Genomic DNA, 16734 nt, shown 5'->3' with positions numbered 1-16734 from the left:
TCTCGGTGTCGAGGCCTGCTCAGTGACGAGGCTTGGCCGCTCCGGCGACGGGAATTAGGCGGACGAACTCGCCGAGCCGTTCGACCAAGCGGGCCTGAATGCCCTCCAGTGTCGCGCTGGCGAGCTTGCAGAACACGCAGGCCCCGGTGAGCCTGACCATGATCTTGTTGCCATCGATCTCAAGCAGCTCGCAATCACCACCGTCGCGCTTGAGATTGGGCCTGACCTCGTCGAGCACGGCACGAATGATGCGCTCGCGATCGCCGGGTTCGGCGGCCGGCGCCTGCTTGAGATGTTCGGATTCGACGAGCATTTCAAATATCTCTTTCTTGCGGATTGGATCGAAGTGGACGGCTCAGCTGAACGACTTGCCGCAGGAGCAGCTCGATTTCGCGTTGGGATTGTCGAAGGTGAAGCCGGACCCCTCCAGCGCAACGACGAAGTCGATCGTGGTGCCGTTGAGATGCTCGTGGCTCGCATTGTCGACGAACACCTTCACGCCGCCGCGCTCGATCACGGTGTCGTCGGGCTTGGCCTCTTCGGCGAGACCCATCATGTATTTGAAGCCGGCGCAGCCGCCGGTTTCGACCATGATGCGCAAGCCGCTCGCCGGCTGTGCCGCGGAGGAGATCGCAGTCTTCACCGCATTCACCGCGCTGTCCGTCAGGTTGATCATCGCTCGCCCTCTCTGTCTGGGTCTGTTGCAATGAGGGATCGCAAGTCCCGTGCCAGAGCGCATATGTCTGAAACCACTGCATTTTCCTCAAGCGCGCACCTGTTGTCTTTGCGACGCTTGTCGGGTTTGCGACATGCGGGCATGGCGACGCCGGGACGAGCGGAACGGCAACGCCATACCGGGCGATCCGCCGCAGCTTCACAAAGCGGCGCAGATTCCGACTGCATTCAAACTTTCGGCGCATGCGCACGCGGCCGGCAAACTCCTTGCATAAGGGCCACCGAAACCTTCGCGTCGGCCGACAGCCGCGCAGCCAACAAGACCAGGAGAGATCCATGACGTCGATCGACAACACCGCCCTTGGCCGCCTGGACAAGGAGGGCCGGCTGCTGAATGCGGTGCTGAAGGGCGATACCACCAAGCCGGGGCGCTTCGGCTTTCGCGGTGACATCGCGCTGAAGTTCCAGACCCAGGTCGCGGACGAGAAGCGTCCGCCGGACTACTCGATCGAGCAGGTGCTGACCGTGGCGCAGGAGGGCGAACCGACCATTCCAGTACTCGCCGGTTATCTGCATTCCTTCGCCTACCTCGCCGACGTCGCCAAGGTGCTGGACGGCGCGCTCAGCCCCAAGGGCAGCTATTTCATGTTCTGCAACAACATCGACTTCCTGGCGAAATACCGCACCAAGATCGGCGACATCGAGTTCCGGGTGCTGCCCTGCGATGAATCGACGGTGTGGAAGGAGATGATGGACCTTGCCGGCGTCGACAAGAACGACATCAAGAAGCTCGATACCGCGGGCAAGCTCGACTATCTGCTCGATGCCGCCAAGGATCTCGACGGCTCCTATACCGAGATCTCTTTTGAGGACGGCGTCAAGAAGATGGAGCCGGTGAAGAACCGCAACGAGAACCGCCCGGTCTGACGCATTCGCCTCAAGCTTCCTCCTCGCAGGCCGTCTCGTCGTCCTCGACGAGCGTCACGCCGGTGACGCAGATATCGCCGTCGAGCACGGCGAGCGCGATCGGCGTGAGGCTCTCGCCCTTGCACGGTCCGTCCACGCAATGGCCGCTACCGAGCTCGAAGGTCGCGCCGTGCTTGCCGCAGAGCAGCCGAGTGCCATTCCCGTCGAGAAACTGGTTGCGCTCCCAGTCCAGGTTTACGCCATTGTGCGGGCATCGATTGAGATAACCGAACACCTGCTTGCCCCAGCGTACGATCACGATCGGCCAGGGCCGCGGCGCCCCGTCCTCGCCGACGATCATGAGATGAAAGCCGATCGCCCGCTGGCTCGGAATGTCGTTGAAGGCGCAGATCGCATAGGCGGTATTCTGATCCATGGCTGTCCTCGTTCGCGGTCGGACCGTTCGAAAGCTCTGCAAGAATCGCGCTAGGATGGAGGACGTGGCATGTCCGTTTCGTTTGGTATGGAATCCGACACGGGCGTTCCCGTTGTCACAACAGCCCGACCCGGCCGGGCCTGCCGGCGCAAAATGCGCGCCGATTCACGCGGATTCGGCGAAGCCGTAGCCGGGCGGACGCACGCGCAAGGTGGCATGGAAATTGATGTTGTTAAGCCAGGCCCGTTTGGCATGGAGAATGACATGAACGTCGCGTCCGAATTTTCCACCAGCTCGGAAGACGAGATCAAGGCACTGCTTGATGGCGGCACGCTGACCGTCTATTCGGTCGCGCGCCCGATCACCGCCGATCGCCCGGTCGATCGCAGCGGTGTGCTGGCGGTGTTCAAGTTTGCGAGCCCGGCTTTCGGCGGCGATGCAGCCGGCGCGATCTTCGCAGCTAATCCGGTGCCGGCAAGCAGTGTCGGCACACCCGGTTTTGCCCGCGCCTGCAAGGCCGACGGCACCGTGGTGGCGGACTTTTCCGCAGGACCCGGCCCGCGCGAGATCAAGTTCGCCGAAGTTTCCTGCTCGCAAGGCGCCCCGGTGAAGATCACTGCGTTCAAGTTCATCGCCGAAGGCGGCTGGCCGGAGCGGCCCGACTATTACGATGCCCATCCCCGCCCTGGCTTTGCCATGCCGATGGTGCCGTGATGGCGATCCTGGTCAAGACCACGCAGGACGGCCGCAAGCTCGAGGTCGTCGGACTTGCGATCACGTTGGGCGGCAAGCTCGAAGCGAACGAGCTGATCGAGGTGAAAGATCACCCCTATCGCCGCGCGATCCGCGCCGCCGCACCGGAGGCGACGCACATGGCCGGCCGCGTACCCTTGACGCGCGAGGAAGCCGAGATCGTCCTCGACGCGTTCAAGCAGGCAGAAGCCGACATGCTCGCCAATCCGATTGCCATCCACGAACGTTTCCGCATCGCCGCGATGATGAAGGCGCGTGAGCAGGGGATCGAGTAACGGCCCGCACCGCTCGCACCACGTCAGTTCATCAGTTGTCTGCGCCGGCGATAGCCACCCGCCTCGCGCACATCGAACAGCGCCCAGATCCCGGGATGACTGATCGGCTCGCCGGAATCGTCGGGTTCGAGGTCATTCTCGGCAATGCAGGCCACATAGGGAATTTCGTCGTCTTCGGCGAACAGCCGATAGACCAGCCTCGGTGCCATTCCGTCGGGCACCGGTTCACCATCAGTGCCGGCGAATGACGTATCGACGTCGAAGATGACGCCGCGCATCTCATAGAGCCGGTGACGGATCACCTGGCCGATATTGTACCTGGCGAACCGGGTCTTGCTCATCGCTGGTCCCGCACGCCTCAGCCGGCCGCGGGAGCGTGGGTCTGGCAGTTGGTCGGACAGACCCGCGCGCAGGCGCCACAGCCGATACAGGCGCCATCGTCGTTCATCACCATGACCTTCTTCTCGACCTCGTCATCGTCGTCATCGAGATCGATCATCTCACCGTCCTCGTTGATGCCCTTGAGCGTCATGACCTCGCGGCCGCAGACCTTGTAGCAGCGGCCGCAGCCGATGCACTTCTGGGCATCGATCGACACCAGATAGTCCGGCTTCCAGTCGCGGCCGTCGCGGGTTGCGTAGGACATGGTCGAAGATCCGGTTAAGCCTTTTCCAGCGTCTTGAGATCCGCGCGCTTGCGCTCGAGCTCGGCGAAGGCATCGTGGGCCTTCTGGGCCACGCTCAGGATCGAGGTCCAGTTGATCGGAAGCTCCTCGGAGAGATCGTGGAGGTCCATCTTGGCCTGCGTAGCCTTGGCCGACAGCTTCTTGATCTCGGCCTTCAGGGTTTCAAGGTCGCTCATGCTCAAACCTCAATAGTTCGCCACATCTGGAAATTTGCGGATCATCTCGACCCCGCTTGCGACATATTTGTCGCCTTCGGCCGCGAGCTTACCGAGATTGTCGAAGCCGAACCGGTGCACGTCGCGGAGCTGCTTGTTGACGACGATCAGCCGCCCGCCGATCAGGACCATGCGGCCAAAGCCTTCATGGTGCATCTTCAGCATGGGCGAGATCATCACGCCGGTCGCCTTCTCGATCGAGAGCGCGACCGCGTTGAAGAACAGCTCCATCCGCCAGATCGTATCCGGATCGGGATCGCCGACGATCGGCAGGGCGCGGCGCTTCTCCTTGTCCAGGATGTAGGGCTCGAGCAGATCGAGATCCTTCTTGCCCTCCCATGCGCCATGGGTGTCCTGGGCCCGCCAGATCTTGAAGAGCTCCTTGACGAACGGCGCCTCGGCCGCGGTATCGGATTGAACGAGTTCAGCCGCATCTGACATAAGCGTTTCCTTCAGTCTTCGAAATCAAAGCTGCGTTCCTGGCCCTTGGCCAGCACCTTGCGCAGCCACGGCGGCGGCGAGCCCTTCAGCACGTCCTCGAGCTTGACGCAGAGGTCGTCGATCGCCTCGGGCTGCGCCACCTTCATCGGATGGATGTTGTTGGCGACGACCCGTGCGGCGCCCGAGCCGCCGATCGCCGCGACGTAGAGGATCGTGCAGTCCTTGATCGCCTCGATCTTCGGCGCCAGCTTGTCCTCGTTGCCGTCCTCCTTGAGGTCGCCGTCGAACTGGATGGCCTCGACAAAGCGATGGCCGTCTGGATTGACGTCGTAGATGGCGATGTTCTTGGCCCAGCCGAAATGCGCATCGACGCGCTTCAGGTCCTGGGTGGCAAAGGCGACTTTCATCGGTCTGGTCCCTCTTCTTGCGTCAGTGCAGTTGTGGCGGGACGACCTGAAGGCCGCCGTCCGTGGTCCGCCAGGTGTCGGGCGTCGGCTGGTGGTTGGCCTCGCGGTCGGCGACGACGAGGTTGGCGAGATCGAACACCAGGTCGCGCGTGCCGCGATAGCCGACCGACAGCTGGTGCCCGGCACCGAGCCGGTCGAACATCGGGAAGCCCGCGCGATAGAACGGGATCTTCAGGCGCGAGGCCGCCTGGCGGCCGTGCGAGTGCGTGATGAGGAGATCGCAATCGCGAGCCTTGGCGAGCTCCTCGAGGTCTTCGAGGTCGCCGATCAGAACCTCCTGCGTCTTGACGCGCTCGAGCACGGGCGAGGCCGTCGTGGTCACGGCGACCGCCACCTCGGCGCCCATCTCGTGCAACATGCTGGAGAGATCGAACAGCAGGTCCGGCTCGGCGCCGATCGCAAGCTTGCGGCCGCCGATGTGGAAATGCGTGTCCAGCATCGCATCCGCCAACTGGCCGCGCTGGCGGCGGTACTTCGCCGGCACCGGCCGGCCGCTGATCTCGCTCAGGAAGGCGATGAATTCGTCGTTGGGGATCAGGCCGCAGAGCCGCTCGAAGAGGCGGAACGGCACACCGGTCTTCTGCTCCATGGCCTCCGCCGCGGGCCTCATCTGCGCGCCGATCGCGATGGTCCATCCCGCCTGCCCCATGGTCGCGATCTCGTCGACCCCGATGCCGCCGATCGTGGTCGGGGTGAATTCGTCCGGGATATGGCCATCGAGCGAGCCGGCGAGATCCGGTAGGAAGGACGGCTTGAGGCCGAAATCCTCGAGGATCGTGCGCAGCTCGTCGAGATCGCCGGGCGTGAGATGGCAGCCCGGCAGCACGTTGACGCGCGCTCGATCGCGCGCGGCTCCCGCCTCGATGGGATCGACCAGGACCTCCACCATGCGCGCGACGGTCTTCTCCCAGCCGTCCTGGAAGGCGTCCTTGAAGTCGGGCGTCGACACGTAGACCAGCGGAAACTTTTCGAGCTGCGGATGCTTCTGCCGGATCAGGCGGATGAAGCCCTCGACGTCGTCGCCCTTGGTCTCGGTGACGCCGGTCGAGTTGATGCCGATGATCTCGGGCTTGGTGCGATTGTAGATGTTGAGGATCGCCTGCTCGACATTCTCGTAACCGCCGAGCACGGTCGCGACCTCGCTCATCGCGGTGGTCTGCATCGGCACGGCTTCCTTGAAATGCCGCACGAACAGCGTCAGGCCGAACGAGGTGCAGCCCTGCGAGCCGTGCAGCAGCGGCATCGCGCCGCGCAGGCCCATGAAGGCGAACGAGCCGCCGATCGGCTGGCTCATCTTGAGCGGATTGACCGAGCAGGCCTTTTTGGACGTGGTGACGATCGCCATCGGCTGCGCCCTACTCCGCCGCCTGAAGCACGGGGGCCGGCTGGGCGGCGAGGATGTCCTCGATCCGCCCCTTGCAGGCCCCGCAGCCGCCCGAGGCGTTGGTATGGTCCTTTACCCCGTCGACGGTGGAAAGGCCGTGGGCGGCGATCGCATCCTCGATGCTGCCTAGGTCGACGGTCTTGCAGAAGCAGATCTTCTTGGCCCGCCGCGCGGCTTCGGCGAGAGCCGGATCGGCGGCAATCTCGGCGGCCTGCGCATCCATCTGCGCCATCGCCTTCGTCTGCCAGTTGACCCCGGCATCGTCCCATGGCGCCGGACGGCGGAGGTGCGCCCACATCGGATTGTAGAGCGCCTTCTCGATCTCCTCCATCAGCTTGACCATGCCGATGTAGCCCATATAACCGTGGCAGCGCTCCTGGTTGATGTCGAGCCACGGCATCGCCGCCTTCAGCGCGACGAACTGCGACTTGCCTCCTGAGAGCATGATGTCGGCCCGCGCGTCCTTCAGCATCTTGTACATTTCGCGCGGCGTCATGTCCTCGATCATGTGGGCGTCCTGGCCCATCAGCTCCTTGATGCGCTCCTTGTCTTCCTTGGTGGACTTCTTCACGGAGGTGCCGACGATCTCGAGGCCTGCCTCCTGGAGCGCGGCGACCACGGACCAGGACTTCACGCCGCCGGTGATCAGCAGCACCTTCTTGTCCTTGAAGCGCGGCTTGAAGCGCTCGATCGCGGCCCAGGCTTTGGCCTCCTCCCGCGCAATGACCGCCTCGGTGCGGTCCATCAACTCGGCCGGCGCGCCGCGCTCGATCAGAAGCCGCGCGATCTCACGCAAGGAATCGCTGGAGTCCTGGATGCCGTAGAACGAACCCTCGAAGTACGGGATGCCGTAGCGCTCCTCCATCTTGCGGGCGACGTTGATCATCGCCTTGGAGCACACCATCATCGCCGCCTTGGCGCGGTGCGAATAGGCGAGCTCCCGATATTTGCCGTCGCCGGAAATGCAGGAAAGGATACGGATGCCGAGCTCGTCGAGCAACGGCTTGATCTGCCAGAACTCTCCGGAGAGGTTGTACTCACCGATGATGTTGATGTCGTAGGGCGTGGTGTAGTCCGGCTCCTCGGTTCCGATCACGTGCTCGAGCAGCGCCTCGCCGGCGAGCTTGTTGCCGAGGTTCTTCGGGCCGACGAAGCCCGGCGAATTGACGGGAATGACCGGCTTTCCGAACTTGGTCGCCGCCGCCTTGCAGACGGCGTTGATGTCGTCACCGATCATGGCGGGCACGCAGGTCTGGTAGACGAAGATCGCCGGCGGATCGTACTTCTCGATGACCTCTTTGATTGCCTTGTAGAGCCGCTTCTCGCCCCCGAACACGATGTCGGTCTCGTTCATATCGGTGGTGAAGCTGCGGCGCCAGAGATCGGAGCCTGACGAGGCGCTGCCGCGGTTGTCCCAGGAGTTGCCCTCGCAGGCAATCGGGCCATGGACGAGATGCGCGACATCGGTGAAGGGCTGCAGCGCGATCTTGGCCCCGTCGAAGGCGCAGCCGCCGGCGGCCCCGCCCGGCTGGAGCTGCTTGGTGCAGCCCTTCTTGCGTTCGGCCTCCGTCTTGTTGGCGTTCTTGCCGCAACCGGGCTCGTTGAACACGTCCTGGATGGTGGCCGACAGCGAGCTCATTCGTCTCTCCCGTTCTTGGACCCGCTGCGCGAGCGCTTCTGCCCCGCAGTCTCGATCGCTCTGGCTAGACTTGTCATCTGCCGCCGCCATTCGGGCGGCGGCAGATTTTTCGCGACGTCAGCGGATGATGTCGAAGCTGTAATCGGTCTTGGCCGGCACGTTGGTGTTCTTGTCGATCTCGTCGAAGATCTTGTCGAGAATCTTCACCAGCACGTTCATACCGCCCTGATAGCCCCACACCGGATAGCGATGGTGGTGATGGCGATCGAACACCGGGAAGCCGATACGGATCAGCGGCGTGCCGGTGTCGCGCTCCAGGTACTTGCCGTAGGTATTGCCGATCAGGAAATCGACCGGCTCAGTGAACAGCAGCGAGCGCATGTGCCAGAGATCCTTGCCGGGATAGGCGTGGCAGTTCTTGCCGAACGGGGAGCTGGCGAACAGCGCCTCCATCTTCTCCGCCCAGGCCTTGCTGCCGTTGGTGGAGAGCACGTGGGTCGGCTCGGCGCCAAGCTCGAGCAGGAAGGACGCCAGCCCGTAGCAGAGGTCGGGATCGCCGTAGATCGCGAACTTCTTGCCGTGGATATGCGCGCTGGAGTCGGCCATGGCATCGACGAGACGGCCGCGCTCCTGCTCCAGCGCCTTCGCGATCGGCTTGCCGCTGATGCGCGACAGCGTCATCAGGAAGTCGTCGGTAGCGCTGACGCCGACCGGGTGATTGAAAGCTGCGACCTCGTGGCCGTGGTTTTCGATGAACGGTAGCGTCTTCTCGGTGCAGTATTGCTGCATGGAGATGGTCGCCTTGGCGTGGATCGCGTTCGCGGCGTCCTCAAGCGTGGTGCCGCCGTCATACATGCGGAACTCGCCGTCGGTCGGGGTATCGAACACGTCGCTGTTGTCGGCGAGGATCGTGTATTCGATGCCCATCAGCTCGAAGATGCGCTTGATCTCGCGGATGTTACCGACGGTATAGCCGTCGAAGCCGCCGATGAAGTTGATCTTGCCGTTCTCCTTGCGCTCGAGCTTGGGCGCGGTGCCGGCCTTGCCGTCCCAGAAGTGCTCCAGGATGCCCTTGAGCGCGTTATCGTAGCCGGTTACGTGGCTGCCGACGAAGGCCGGCGTATGTGCGAAGGGAACGTCGTACTCCGCCGGAACCGATCCCTTCTCCTTCGCGGTCTTGATGAAGGCGTTGAGGTCGTCGCCGATCACTTCCGCCATGCAGGTGGTCGAGACGGCGATCATCTTCGGCTTGTACATGTTGTAGGTGTTGGCGAGACCGTCGATCATGTTGTTCAGGCCGCCGAACACCGCCGCATCCTCCGTCATCGAGGATGAGACGCAGGAGCTCGGCTCCTTGAAGTGGCGCGACAGATGGCTGCGGTAATAGGCGACGCAGCCCTGCGAGCCATGCACGAAGGGCAGCGTGCCTTCGAACCCGACGGCGACGAACACGGCACCCAGCGGCTGGCAGGCCTTGGCAGGATTGACGGTCAACGCCTCGCGGGCAAAGTTCTTTTCGCGATATTCGGGCGTCTTGGCCCATTCGCGGATCCGCTCGACTTCCGCGGGATCATGCGGATTTTCGAACAGCGTCTTCTTGTTGGCCAGCATCTGCTGGTATTCCGGACCTCGGAACAGCTCGAAGTGATCGAGCACGTGTTCGGCATTCTGTGTCATCGTGGCACCTTGGTTGGATGTCGTGTTCGATCGCCTGCCCCGGCTCCCCCTGAACGGGAGGAGCCGGGCCTTGCTGTTATTCCGCCGCCATCAGGCTCGGCCGCGGGGCATCCTTCCAGGGTGCCTTGGTCTTCTTCCAGATCGGGGAGTTGATCGCCATGTCCATGTCGCGGGCGAAGATCGCGAAGCCGTCGTAACCGTGATAGGGACCGGAATAGTCCCAGGAGTGCATCTGACGGAACGGCACGCCCATCTTCTGGAAGACGTACTTTTCCTTGATGCCGGAGCCGACGAGATCCGGCTGGATCTTCTCGACGAAACGCTCGAACTCGTAGCCGGTGACGTCGTCATAGATCAGCGTACCGTCCTTGACGTAGTGCTGGGCGGTCCGCTGGTAGTCGTCGTTGTGACCGAATTCGTAGCCCGTGCCCACAACCTCCATGCCGAGGTCCTCGTAGGCTCCGATGACGTGGCGGGGACGCAGGCCGCCGACGAACAGGATCACGGTCTTGCCTTCGAGGCGCGGACGATACTTCGCAATCACCGCATCCATCAGCGGCTGATATTTTGCGATGACGCGCTCGGCGCCCTCCTTGATCTTGTCGTCGAAGAAGCTGGCGATCTTGCGCAGCGATTCCGCGATCTTGGAGGGACCGAAGAAGTTATATTCGCACCAGGGAATACCGAACTTCTCTTCCATGTGGCGGGAGATGTAGTTCATCGAGCGGTAGCAGTGCAGCACGTTGAGCTTCGCCTTGGGTGTCGCTTCCAGCTCGGCGAGGCTACCGTCGCCCGACCACTGCGCGATCACGCGCAGGCCCATCTCCTCGAGCAGGATGCGCGAGGACCAGGCGTCGCCGCCGATGTTGTAGTCACCGATGATCGCGACGTCGTAGGGCGTGGACTCGAACGCCGGCTTGGCCTCCGGGTTGACCTTGTCGAAGATCCAGTCGCGCACCGCGTCGTTGGCGATGTGGTGGCCGAGCGACTGCGAGACGCCGCGGAAACCTTCACATCGCACCGGCACGATGGTCTTGCCGTCGTATTCCTTGGACTTCACCTTCGACACCGCCTCGATGTCGTCGCCGATCAGGCCGATCGGGCATTCCGACTGGATGGTGATGCCATGGTTGAGCGGGAACAGCTCCTGGATCTCGTCGATGATCTTGGCGAGCTTCTTGTCGCCGCCGAACACGATGTCCTTCTCCTGGAAATCGGAGGTGAACTGCATCGTCACGAACGTATCGATGCCGGTCGTGCCGATGTAGTAGTTGCGTCGCGCGGCCCAGGAATACTGGCCGCAGCCGACCGGGCCGTGGCTGATGTGGATCATGTCCTTGATCGGGCCCCACACCACGCCCTTGGAGCCGGCATAGGCGCAGCCGCGAATGGTCATCACGCCGGGGATGGATTTCAGGTTCGACTTGACGCCGCAATCGGACTTGCCGGCCTCGTGAACATTGAGGTGCTTGGCGCGACGCTTTGCGGTCTTCTCCGGATAGACCTTCAAGACTTCGTCGATCAGTTGCTTGTTGCGGGCCTTGATCTCCGCGACGCTCTGGGTGGTTGCTAGGCTCATACGAATATCCTTCGGTTATCCCTGTGCGAGGGGTCGGACGCCTCCTCCGAAGCGCCTGATAGACGATCGACAGGCCTCACAACGCGACCTGTCCCGGTTCAGTCACTCTGCTCTCCTTCGGCCGATTGCCCTCAACCGGCGCGCCACTCTCGCGATCTCTTTGCGCGAGGTCGCCTTGCAGAAAGACTTTTGCAACGAGTGTGCCAGCGCCCGCCGGCTGCGAAAAATGAAGCGATTGGAGAGAGATAGCGCCGCGCCGCAGCTTTGTTGCAAACCCGACATCGCATCATGCCGACATGTGCGTGCACGGACCGCTGTTCGAAACAAAACAATGTGCGCGCCGCCAAAGAGCCCCGAACATGCACTTTCCTGCACGACAGCACCGGTCCACGCCGCGGTACGGAGCTTGCTTGACGCCTCTCATCAACCCATCGAGGCGCTCATGCAGTTCGAAACGAGATTTCGGCCAACCGGCGAGCCCGCGACGGTGTTCGTGATCGAGCGCGAACAGGTCGTGCGATCCGCGCTCCACTATATCCTGCGTGAGCGCCACCGGACCCGCGCCTTCGCATCCCTCGACGAGGTCTCGGCCAACGCTCCGGAAACGCCCGATGTCGTGTTGCTGGGTATGTCAGTTCTGCAGGACAGGAACGACCTGCTCCCGGCATCGCTGGCCGGGCAATTCGGCAATGCCGCGATCCTGCTCGTTGCCGGCAGCAATTCGGATCAGCTTGGGCAGCAGTGTCTCGAACACGGTGCCAGCGGAATTGTTCGCAAGCCGATCTCGTTCGACACCGTCTGTGAAGCGGTCGAGCGGGCGCTGGGAGCGCCGATCTCTCGCGACGCCTCGTCCCGCCTGGTCCACGCAGCCTCCGACTGAGGGCTGCTCTGCCATCGACCCTGGAGATATTTCATGACCGGATCCCAGCAAACGCCGATCGACGACATCATCGAGAACTTCGCCCTGCTCGATGAGTGGGATGATCGCTACCGCTACGTGATCGAGCTCGGTCGCAAGCTCGCGCCATTCCCCGAAACGCAGCGCACCGACGCCAATAAGGTGCAGGGCTGCGTCAGCCAGGTCTGGCTGGCGACCACCATCGAGCACCGGGACGGCCGGCCGTTCCTCAGCTTTGCCGGCGACAGCGATGCTCACATCGTCCGCGGCCTGGTTGCCATCCTGATTGCGCTTCTGTCGGGGCGCTCCGCAGCAGAGATCGCCGGCGAAAATCCCCTCGCACTGTTCGAGCGCCTCGGGCTCGGCGAGCATCTGACACCGCAACGCTCGAACGGCTTCCGGTCAATGGTGTCGCGGATGCGGGCAGACGCGACCGCGGTGCTGGCGGAAGCCGTGTGATATCCGGCGAGGCGTCAGGCCGCGTCGAACGCGGTCCCCATTCGCGCCATTTCGTGGTCTCGCATGATGACGAAGACCGACCGCGCCACGAACTCGACCGTGTAATAGATCTCGCCGAGGAAGCGCCAGCTCTCGCGGACGACACCGGTATCGCCGGGATGCACCAGCGGCTCGCCGATGTCCTTGTGCGGATACATGCCGTCGTTCCTGATCACGGCCGCGGCGCGGACCGGCTCGCCGGGCGAGAACTCGCCGGTGAACCGTCTTTCCATGTCCCGCACCGCCCGGCGTCTATGGGCATCGCAGACGATACGGGCCACGGGCCGTCGTTTGGCGGCGATCTGGTCGCTCATGAGAACATCTCCTGGGCCTTGACCAAGGCTTCGGCCAGAGCGTCGACCTCTTCCATGGTGTTGTAGAGCGCAAAGGAGGCGCGGCAGGTCGCGGGCACGCCGAAGCGGTCGAGCAGCGGCATCGCACAATGGGTCCCTGCCCGCACCGCAACGCCGGAGCGGTCGATGACGGTCGCAAAGTCGTGAGCGTGGGCGTTCTTCATCTCGAACGACACGACCGGTCCTTTGCCAGCGGCCGTCCCGATGATCCGCAGCGAATTGATCCCACGCAGCCGCTCCTGGGCATAGGCGAGCAGGCTGTCTTCGTGCTTGCGGATCCGCTCCTTCCCGATCGATTCCAAATAGTCTATCGCAGCGCCGAGGCCGATCGCCTGCACGATCGACGGCGTACCGGCTTCAAAGCGGTGCGGTGGCTCACCATAGGTGACGGTATCGCAGGAGACCTCGCGGATCATCTCTCCGCCACCGTTGAAGGGCGGCATGGCCGCCAAATGCTCGTATTTGGCATAGAGCGCACCGATGCCCGTCGGCCCATACAGCTTGTGCCCGGTGATGACGTAGAAGTCGCAATCGATATCCCGAACGTCGACATCCATGTGAACCGCCGCCTGCGAGCCGTCGACCAGGACGGGAATCCCGCGCGCATGCGCCAGGCGCACGATCTCCTTGACCGGGACGACGCTGCCCAGCACGTTCGACATCTGGGTGATCGCGACAAGCTTGGTCCGCGCGTTCAGCAGCTTCTCGAACTCCTCGATCAGGAAATTGCCGTCGTCGTCGACCGGCGCCCACCGGATGACCGCGCCCTGTCGTTCCCGCAGAAAATGCCATGGCACGATGTTGGCGTGGTGCTCCATGATCGAAAGCACGATCTCGTCCCCCTCGCCGAGGCGCTCGCGGCCGAACGTCTGGGCCACGAGATTGATCGCCTCCGTGGCACCGCGGGTGAACACGATCTCCTCGCGCCGCCCCGCGTTGAGGAACTTCGCGACCTTGTCGCGCGCCCCCTCATAGGCCTCGGTGGCGGCATTTGCGAGGTAATGAAGGCCGCGATGAACGTTGGCATATTCGCTGGTATAGGCCTGCGTCAGCCGGTCGAGTACCACCCGCGGCTTCTGGGCCGAGGCCGCATTGTCCAGATAGACCAGCGGCTTGCCGTGCACCTGCATCGACAGGATCGGGAAATCCTGACGAACGCGGGTGACGTCATAGCTTCCATTGCTCACCGCCGGATGCATGACCTTATTCCCGTCCCTCGAGCCAATCGTGCATCGTCCGCGACAACGCATCGCGCAGATCCTCGCGCGCGACGGCGTCGATCACCTCGCCGACGAAGGCCTGGATCAGCAGCGCTTCGGCTTCCTTCTCCGGTATGCCGCGGGCCATCAGGTAGAACTTCAGCTGATCGTCCAGCGCGCCCGTCGTAGTGCCGTGCCCGCACTGCACGTCATCTGCGAAGATCTCGAGCTCCGGCTTGCAGTTGGCGACGGCCTCGTCGGACAGGAGCAGCGCCCGCGCCATCATCCTGGCATCGGTCTGCTGTGCGCCGGGCTGCACCGTGATCCTGCCCTGGAACACCGCACGTGCCTCATCGTCGACCACCGCCTTGAACACCTCGCGGCTCTGCGAGCCTGCGGCGGCATGATCGACGGTGAGCGTGGTGTCAGCGTGCTGGCGGCCGGCCAGAAGGCTCGCTTGGTGCACACTGACGATAGTCCCCTCGCCGGCTAACCTGAGGAAGAGCTGGTTGCGCACCACGGCGCCGCCTGTCGTGAACCCGAATTCACGGTAGTTCGCGCCCGCGCCAATCGACGCCTCCAGCGTCGCGAGATGTAGCGCAGCCGCCCCCTCGCTCGTGATCTTGATGTGATCCAGGTTGGCCTTGTCGCCGATGTCCATCTGCATGGCCGTATTGACCTGGTAGTCGGACTGAGCCGGGCCTTCATGCGTCTCGACCAGGGTCAGCGAGGCACGATGACAGAGCTCCAGCCGCGATCGCGTAAACATCGCCGCCGGCGCGGCGCCCGTGGTCACAAAGACGAGATGGATCGGCCGCTCAACGACGACATTGGCGGCGACGGTGATCACGACGCCGTCGCAGGCGAACGCGGTATTGAGCGCCGCAACCGGATCGGTCCCGGCCACCTCCAGCGGCAGGACCATTTCGTCTGCCTCCAGCGCCCCAACCGTCGCCCGAATGCGGACGCCGGCTTCGAGGCCGGCGAGGTCAGACAGTTCGGGAATGAACGCGCCATCGACGATCAGCAGCCGCCGGACGCCGAGACCGGCGAAGACGGCCCCGGCCTCGCGCGCGGCGGGATTGGCAATCGCTTCGGGCCGAGGCGCCAGCGGCTTGGCATCGCGCACCAGGCGCCGCAGATCGGTATACTTCCACGCCTCGACGCGGGAATGGGGCAGCCCCTGGGCCGCAAAGCGATCGAATGCATCAGACCGGATCGCCTCGGTGCTGCTGCCGCCGGGCAAGTCCTTGCGCGCGGCCGCGAACAGATCGGTGAGGCCGATTTCGGCGGCAGTCTTCACGGGACGGATCTCGGCATTCATGGGATCACGCCGCTTCGCTCTGGTACTGCGCGTAGCCCGTCGCCTCCAGCTCGAGCGCGAGCTCCTTGCCGCCGGTCTTGACGATGCGTCCGGCCGAGAGCACGTGCACGACATCGGGTACGATGTAGTCGAGCAGTCTCTGGTAGTGGGTGATCACGATCATGCCGCGGTCGTTGGCGCGCAGGCGATTGACGCCGTCGGCGACGATGCGTAGCGCATCGATGTCCAGGCCCGAATCGGTCTCGTCCAGCACGCACAGCTTCGGTTCCAGCAGCGCCATCTGAAGCGTCTCGTTGCGCTTCTTCTCGCCGCCGGAGAAGCCGACATTGAGCGGCCGCTTCAGCATCTCCGGGTCGATGCTGAGCTGCTTGGCAAGCTCACGCACCCGCTTCAGCACGTCGGGCGAAGACAGCTCCTCCTCGCCGCGCTTCTTGCGCTGGGCGTTGAGCGCGGTTCTCAGAAACGTCAGTGTCGCGACGCCGGGAATCTCGAGCGGGTATTGAAAGGCGAGGAACAGCCCTTTGGCGGCCCGTTCATCGGGGTCCATCGCAAGCAGGTCCTCGCCGTTGAAGAACACCTCGCCGCCGGTGATCTCGTAACCCGGCTTGCCCGAGAGCACATAAGACAGCGTCGACTTGCCGGCGCCGTTCGGGCCCATGATGGCGTGGATCTCGCCCTTATTCACGGTGAGGTCGAGCCCGTTCAGGATCTGGCGGCCGTCGATTTCGGCCTTGAGCCCACGAATCTCCAGGAGCACCGTCATCATACTTCTCCTTGCCTGTTGGGTTCGAAGATGATCATCCGACGCTTCCTTCAAGCGAGATCGAGATCAGCTTCTGCGCTTCCACCGCGAATTCCATCGGCAGTTGCTGCAGCACGTCCTTGACGAAGCCGTTGACGACGAGGCCGACCGCCTCCTCCTGCGAAAGGCCGCGCTGGATACAGTAGAACAGCACATCCTCGGAGATTTTCGACGTCGTCGCTTCGTGCTCGAACGTCGCCGAGGAGTTCTTGGCCTCGATATACGGCACGGTGTGCGCGCCGCATTTGTCGCCGATCAGCAGCGAGTCGCAGGCGGTGAAGTTGCGCGCGCCGGTCGCCTTGCGATGCGCGGTGACGAGACCGCGATAGGTGTTCTGCGACTTGCCGGCGGCGATGCCCTTGGAGATGATGCGGCTCGACGTGTTCTTGCCGAGATGGATCATCTTGGTGCCCGAATCGACCTGCTGGAAGCCATTCGAGATCGCGATCGAATAGAACTCGCCGCTGGAGTTATCGCCGCGGAGAATGCAGCTCGGATATTTCCAGGTGATCGCAGATCCCGTCTCGA

The 16734-nt window shown here is 63.4% G+C and carries 22 protein-coding genes; 5 read left to right on the top strand and 17 right to left on the bottom strand.

What is annotated here, in order from left to right:
* Positions 1-19 precede the first annotated feature (19 nt).
* Positions 20-313 (bottom strand): NifU family protein, encoded by a 294-nt coding sequence (locus HYH08_RS29790; RefSeq protein WP_220013397.1) that lies wholly within the window; start codon positions 311-313, stop codon positions 20-22.
* Between the two features lie 42 nt (positions 314-355).
* Positions 356-676: an iron-sulfur cluster assembly accessory protein gene (locus HYH08_RS29785; protein ID WP_080136068.1), complete on the bottom strand. Its 321-nt coding sequence runs from the start codon at positions 674-676 to the stop codon at positions 356-358.
* 335 nt (positions 677-1011) lie between these two features.
* Here HYH08_RS29785 and HYH08_RS29780 point away from each other — a divergent pair, with 335 nt between their 5' ends.
* Positions 1012-1602, top strand: a complete 591-nt coding sequence (locus tag HYH08_RS29780) for a hypothetical protein (RefSeq protein ID WP_220013396.1) — start codon at positions 1012-1014, stop codon at positions 1600-1602.
* 10 nt (positions 1603-1612) lie between these two features.
* On the opposite strand, the gene HYH08_RS29775 is transcribed toward HYH08_RS29780, so the two are convergent.
* Entirely contained in the window at positions 1613-2017 is a 405-nt protein-coding gene (locus HYH08_RS29775) for a Rieske (2Fe-2S) protein (protein WP_220013395.1), read from the bottom strand.
* Positions 2018-2281: 264 nt separating this feature from the next.
* On the opposite strand from HYH08_RS29775, the gene HYH08_RS29770 reads away from it, so the two are divergent.
* Both HYH08_RS29770 and HYH08_RS29765 read left to right on the top strand, forming a co-directional pair.
* Positions 2282-2731 carry a hypothetical protein gene (locus HYH08_RS29770; protein ID WP_220013394.1) on the top strand — a complete coding sequence of 150 codons (450 nt, stop codon included), beginning with the start codon at positions 2282-2284 and terminating at the stop codon, positions 2729-2731.
* A complete protein-coding gene (locus HYH08_RS29765; RefSeq protein ID WP_228748160.1) occupies positions 2731-3045 on the top strand; it encodes a hypothetical protein in 315 nt (104 codons plus the stop codon). The genes HYH08_RS29770 and HYH08_RS29765 overlap by 1 nt, the downstream gene beginning before the upstream one ends.
* 23 nt (positions 3046-3068) lie before the next feature.
* On the opposite strand, the gene hspQ is transcribed toward HYH08_RS29765, so the two are convergent.
* The 9 genes from hspQ to nifD form a co-directional block, all read right to left on the bottom strand.
* Entirely contained in the window at positions 3069-3386 is a 318-nt protein-coding gene (gene hspQ, locus HYH08_RS29760) for a heat shock protein HspQ (protein WP_220013392.1), read from the bottom strand.
* A 17-nt stretch (positions 3387-3403) separates the two neighbouring features.
* Positions 3404-3691: a ferredoxin III, nif-specific gene (gene fdxB / locus HYH08_RS29755; protein WP_220013391.1), complete on the bottom strand. Its 288-nt coding sequence runs from the start codon at positions 3689-3691 to the stop codon at positions 3404-3406.
* Between the two features lie 14 nt (positions 3692-3705).
* A complete protein-coding gene (locus HYH08_RS29750) occupies positions 3706-3906 on the bottom strand; it encodes a CCE_0567 family metalloprotein (protein ID WP_220013390.1) in 201 nt (66 codons plus the stop codon).
* Positions 3907-3915: 9 nt separating this feature from the next.
* A complete protein-coding gene (locus HYH08_RS29745) occupies positions 3916-4386 on the bottom strand; it encodes a NifX-associated nitrogen fixation protein (protein ID WP_220013389.1) in 471 nt (156 codons plus the stop codon).
* 11 nt (positions 4387-4397) lie between these two features.
* The gene (gene nifX / locus HYH08_RS29740) at positions 4398-4793 is read right to left on the bottom strand and encodes a nitrogen fixation protein NifX (protein WP_100178669.1); all 396 of its coding nucleotides are present in this window, start codon (positions 4791-4793) and stop codon (positions 4398-4400) included.
* Between the two features lie 22 nt (positions 4794-4815).
* Positions 4816-6198: a nitrogenase iron-molybdenum cofactor biosynthesis protein NifN gene (nifN, locus tag HYH08_RS29735; protein ID WP_220013388.1), complete on the bottom strand. Its 1383-nt coding sequence runs from the start codon at positions 6196-6198 to the stop codon at positions 4816-4818.
* Positions 6199-6208: 10 nt separating this feature from the next.
* Positions 6209-7876 carry a nitrogenase iron-molybdenum cofactor biosynthesis protein NifE gene (gene nifE, locus HYH08_RS29730; protein WP_220013387.1) on the bottom strand — a complete coding sequence of 556 codons (1668 nt, stop codon included), beginning with the start codon at positions 7874-7876 and terminating at the stop codon, positions 6209-6211.
* Positions 7877-7993: 117 nt separating this feature from the next.
* Entirely contained in the window at positions 7994-9553 is a 1560-nt protein-coding gene (gene nifK / locus HYH08_RS29725; protein ID WP_220013386.1) for a nitrogenase molybdenum-iron protein subunit beta, read from the bottom strand.
* 76 nt (positions 9554-9629) lie between these two features.
* Positions 9630-11132 (bottom strand): nitrogenase molybdenum-iron protein alpha chain, encoded by a 1503-nt coding sequence (gene nifD, locus HYH08_RS29720; protein ID WP_220013385.1) that lies wholly within the window; start codon positions 11130-11132, stop codon positions 9630-9632.
* A gap of 487 nt (positions 11133-11619) precedes the next feature.
* Between nifD and HYH08_RS29715 the strand changes: the two genes are divergently transcribed.
* Both HYH08_RS29715 and HYH08_RS29710 read left to right on the top strand, forming a co-directional pair.
* The gene (locus HYH08_RS29715) at positions 11620-12012 is read left to right on the top strand and encodes a response regulator (RefSeq protein ID WP_220013384.1); all 393 of its coding nucleotides are present in this window, start codon (positions 11620-11622) and stop codon (positions 12010-12012) included.
* 33 nt (positions 12013-12045) lie between these two features.
* The gene (locus HYH08_RS29710) at positions 12046-12489 is read left to right on the top strand and encodes a SufE family protein (RefSeq protein ID WP_220013383.1); all 444 of its coding nucleotides are present in this window, start codon (positions 12046-12048) and stop codon (positions 12487-12489) included.
* Positions 12490-12503: 14 nt separating this feature from the next.
* Here HYH08_RS29710 and HYH08_RS29705 read toward each other — a convergent pair whose 3' ends face one another.
* From HYH08_RS29705 to HYH08_RS29685, 5 genes are all read right to left on the bottom strand, one after another.
* The gene (locus HYH08_RS29705; protein ID WP_220013382.1) at positions 12504-12842 is read right to left on the bottom strand and encodes a nitrogen fixation protein NifZ; all 339 of its coding nucleotides are present in this window, start codon (positions 12840-12842) and stop codon (positions 12504-12506) included.
* A complete protein-coding gene (locus HYH08_RS29700; protein ID WP_220013381.1) occupies positions 12839-14080 on the bottom strand; it encodes a cysteine desulfurase in 1242 nt (413 codons plus the stop codon). The genes HYH08_RS29705 and HYH08_RS29700 overlap by 4 nt, the downstream gene beginning before the upstream one ends.
* 4 nt (positions 14081-14084) lie before the next feature.
* Complete coding sequence (gene sufD / locus HYH08_RS29695) at positions 14085-15404, bottom strand: Fe-S cluster assembly protein SufD (RefSeq protein WP_220013380.1); 1320 nt, start codon at positions 15402-15404, stop codon at positions 14085-14087.
* A gap of 4 nt (positions 15405-15408) precedes the next feature.
* A complete protein-coding gene (gene sufC, locus HYH08_RS29690; RefSeq protein ID WP_220013478.1) occupies positions 15409-16167 on the bottom strand; it encodes a Fe-S cluster assembly ATPase SufC in 759 nt (252 codons plus the stop codon).
* Between the two features lie 34 nt (positions 16168-16201).
* Positions 16202-16734 (bottom strand): SufD family Fe-S cluster assembly protein (locus tag HYH08_RS29685; protein ID WP_220013379.1); only part of this gene is annotated, 533 nt, incomplete at its 5' end.

The organism is Bradyrhizobium sp. BR 10289, assembly GCF_019455385.1.
Classification (GTDB): domain Bacteria; phylum Pseudomonadota; class Alphaproteobacteria; order Rhizobiales; family Xanthobacteraceae; genus Bradyrhizobium.
This window is presented reverse-complemented; position numbering and strand designations above follow the sequence as displayed.

Coding starts and splice junctions, on each gene's coding strand:
- sufD (WP_220013380.1), bottom strand. CDS start 15,404: ATGAATGCCGAGATCCGTCCCGTGAAGACTGCCGCCGAAATCGGCCTC.
- hspQ (WP_220013392.1), bottom strand. CDS start 3,386: ATGAGCAAGACCCGGTTCGCCAGGTACAATATCGGCCAGGTGATCCGT.
- nifX (WP_100178669.1), bottom strand. CDS start 4,793: ATGAAAGTCGCCTTTGCCACCCAGGACCTGAAGCGCGTCGATGCGCAT.
- nifK (WP_220013386.1), bottom strand. CDS start 9,553: ATGACACAGAATGCCGAACACGTGCTCGATCACTTCGAGCTGTTCCGA.
- HYH08_RS29785 (WP_080136068.1), bottom strand. CDS start 676: ATGATCAACCTGACGGACAGCGCGGTGAATGCGGTGAAGACTGCGATC.
- HYH08_RS29700 (WP_220013381.1), bottom strand. CDS start 14,080: ATGCATCCGGCGGTGAGCAATGGAAGCTATGACGTCACCCGCGTTCGT.
- HYH08_RS29765 (WP_228748160.1), top strand. CDS start 2,731: ATGGCGATCCTGGTCAAGACCACGCAGGACGGCCGCAAGCTCGAGGTC.
- HYH08_RS29770 (WP_220013394.1), top strand. CDS start 2,282: ATGAACGTCGCGTCCGAATTTTCCACCAGCTCGGAAGACGAGATCAAG.
- HYH08_RS29710 (WP_220013383.1), top strand. CDS start 12,046: ATGACCGGATCCCAGCAAACGCCGATCGACGACATCATCGAGAACTTC.
- HYH08_RS29775 (WP_220013395.1), bottom strand. CDS start 2,017: ATGGATCAGAATACCGCCTATGCGATCTGCGCCTTCAACGACATTCCG.
- nifN (WP_220013388.1), bottom strand. CDS start 6,198: ATGGCGATCGTCACCACGTCCAAAAAGGCCTGCTCGGTCAATCCGCTC.
- sufC (WP_220013478.1), bottom strand. CDS start 16,167: ATGACGGTGCTCCTGGAGATTCGTGGGCTCAAGGCCGAAATCGACGGC.
- nifE (WP_220013387.1), bottom strand. CDS start 7,876: ATGAGCTCGCTGTCGGCCACCATCCAGGACGTGTTCAACGAGCCCGGT.
- HYH08_RS29705 (WP_220013382.1), bottom strand. CDS start 12,842: ATGAGCGACCAGATCGCCGCCAAACGACGGCCCGTGGCCCGTATCGTC.
- nifD (WP_220013385.1), bottom strand. CDS start 11,132: ATGAGCCTAGCAACCACCCAGAGCGTCGCGGAGATCAAGGCCCGCAAC.
- fdxB (WP_220013391.1), bottom strand. CDS start 3,691: ATGTCCTACGCAACCCGCGACGGCCGCGACTGGAAGCCGGACTATCTG.
- HYH08_RS29790 (WP_220013397.1), bottom strand. CDS start 313: ATGCTCGTCGAATCCGAACATCTCAAGCAGGCGCCGGCCGCCGAACCC.
- HYH08_RS29745 (WP_220013389.1), bottom strand. CDS start 4,386: ATGTCAGATGCGGCTGAACTCGTTCAATCCGATACCGCGGCCGAGGCG.
- HYH08_RS29750 (WP_220013390.1), bottom strand. CDS start 3,906: ATGAGCGACCTTGAAACCCTGAAGGCCGAGATCAAGAAGCTGTCGGCC.
- HYH08_RS29780 (WP_220013396.1), top strand. CDS start 1,012: ATGACGTCGATCGACAACACCGCCCTTGGCCGCCTGGACAAGGAGGGC.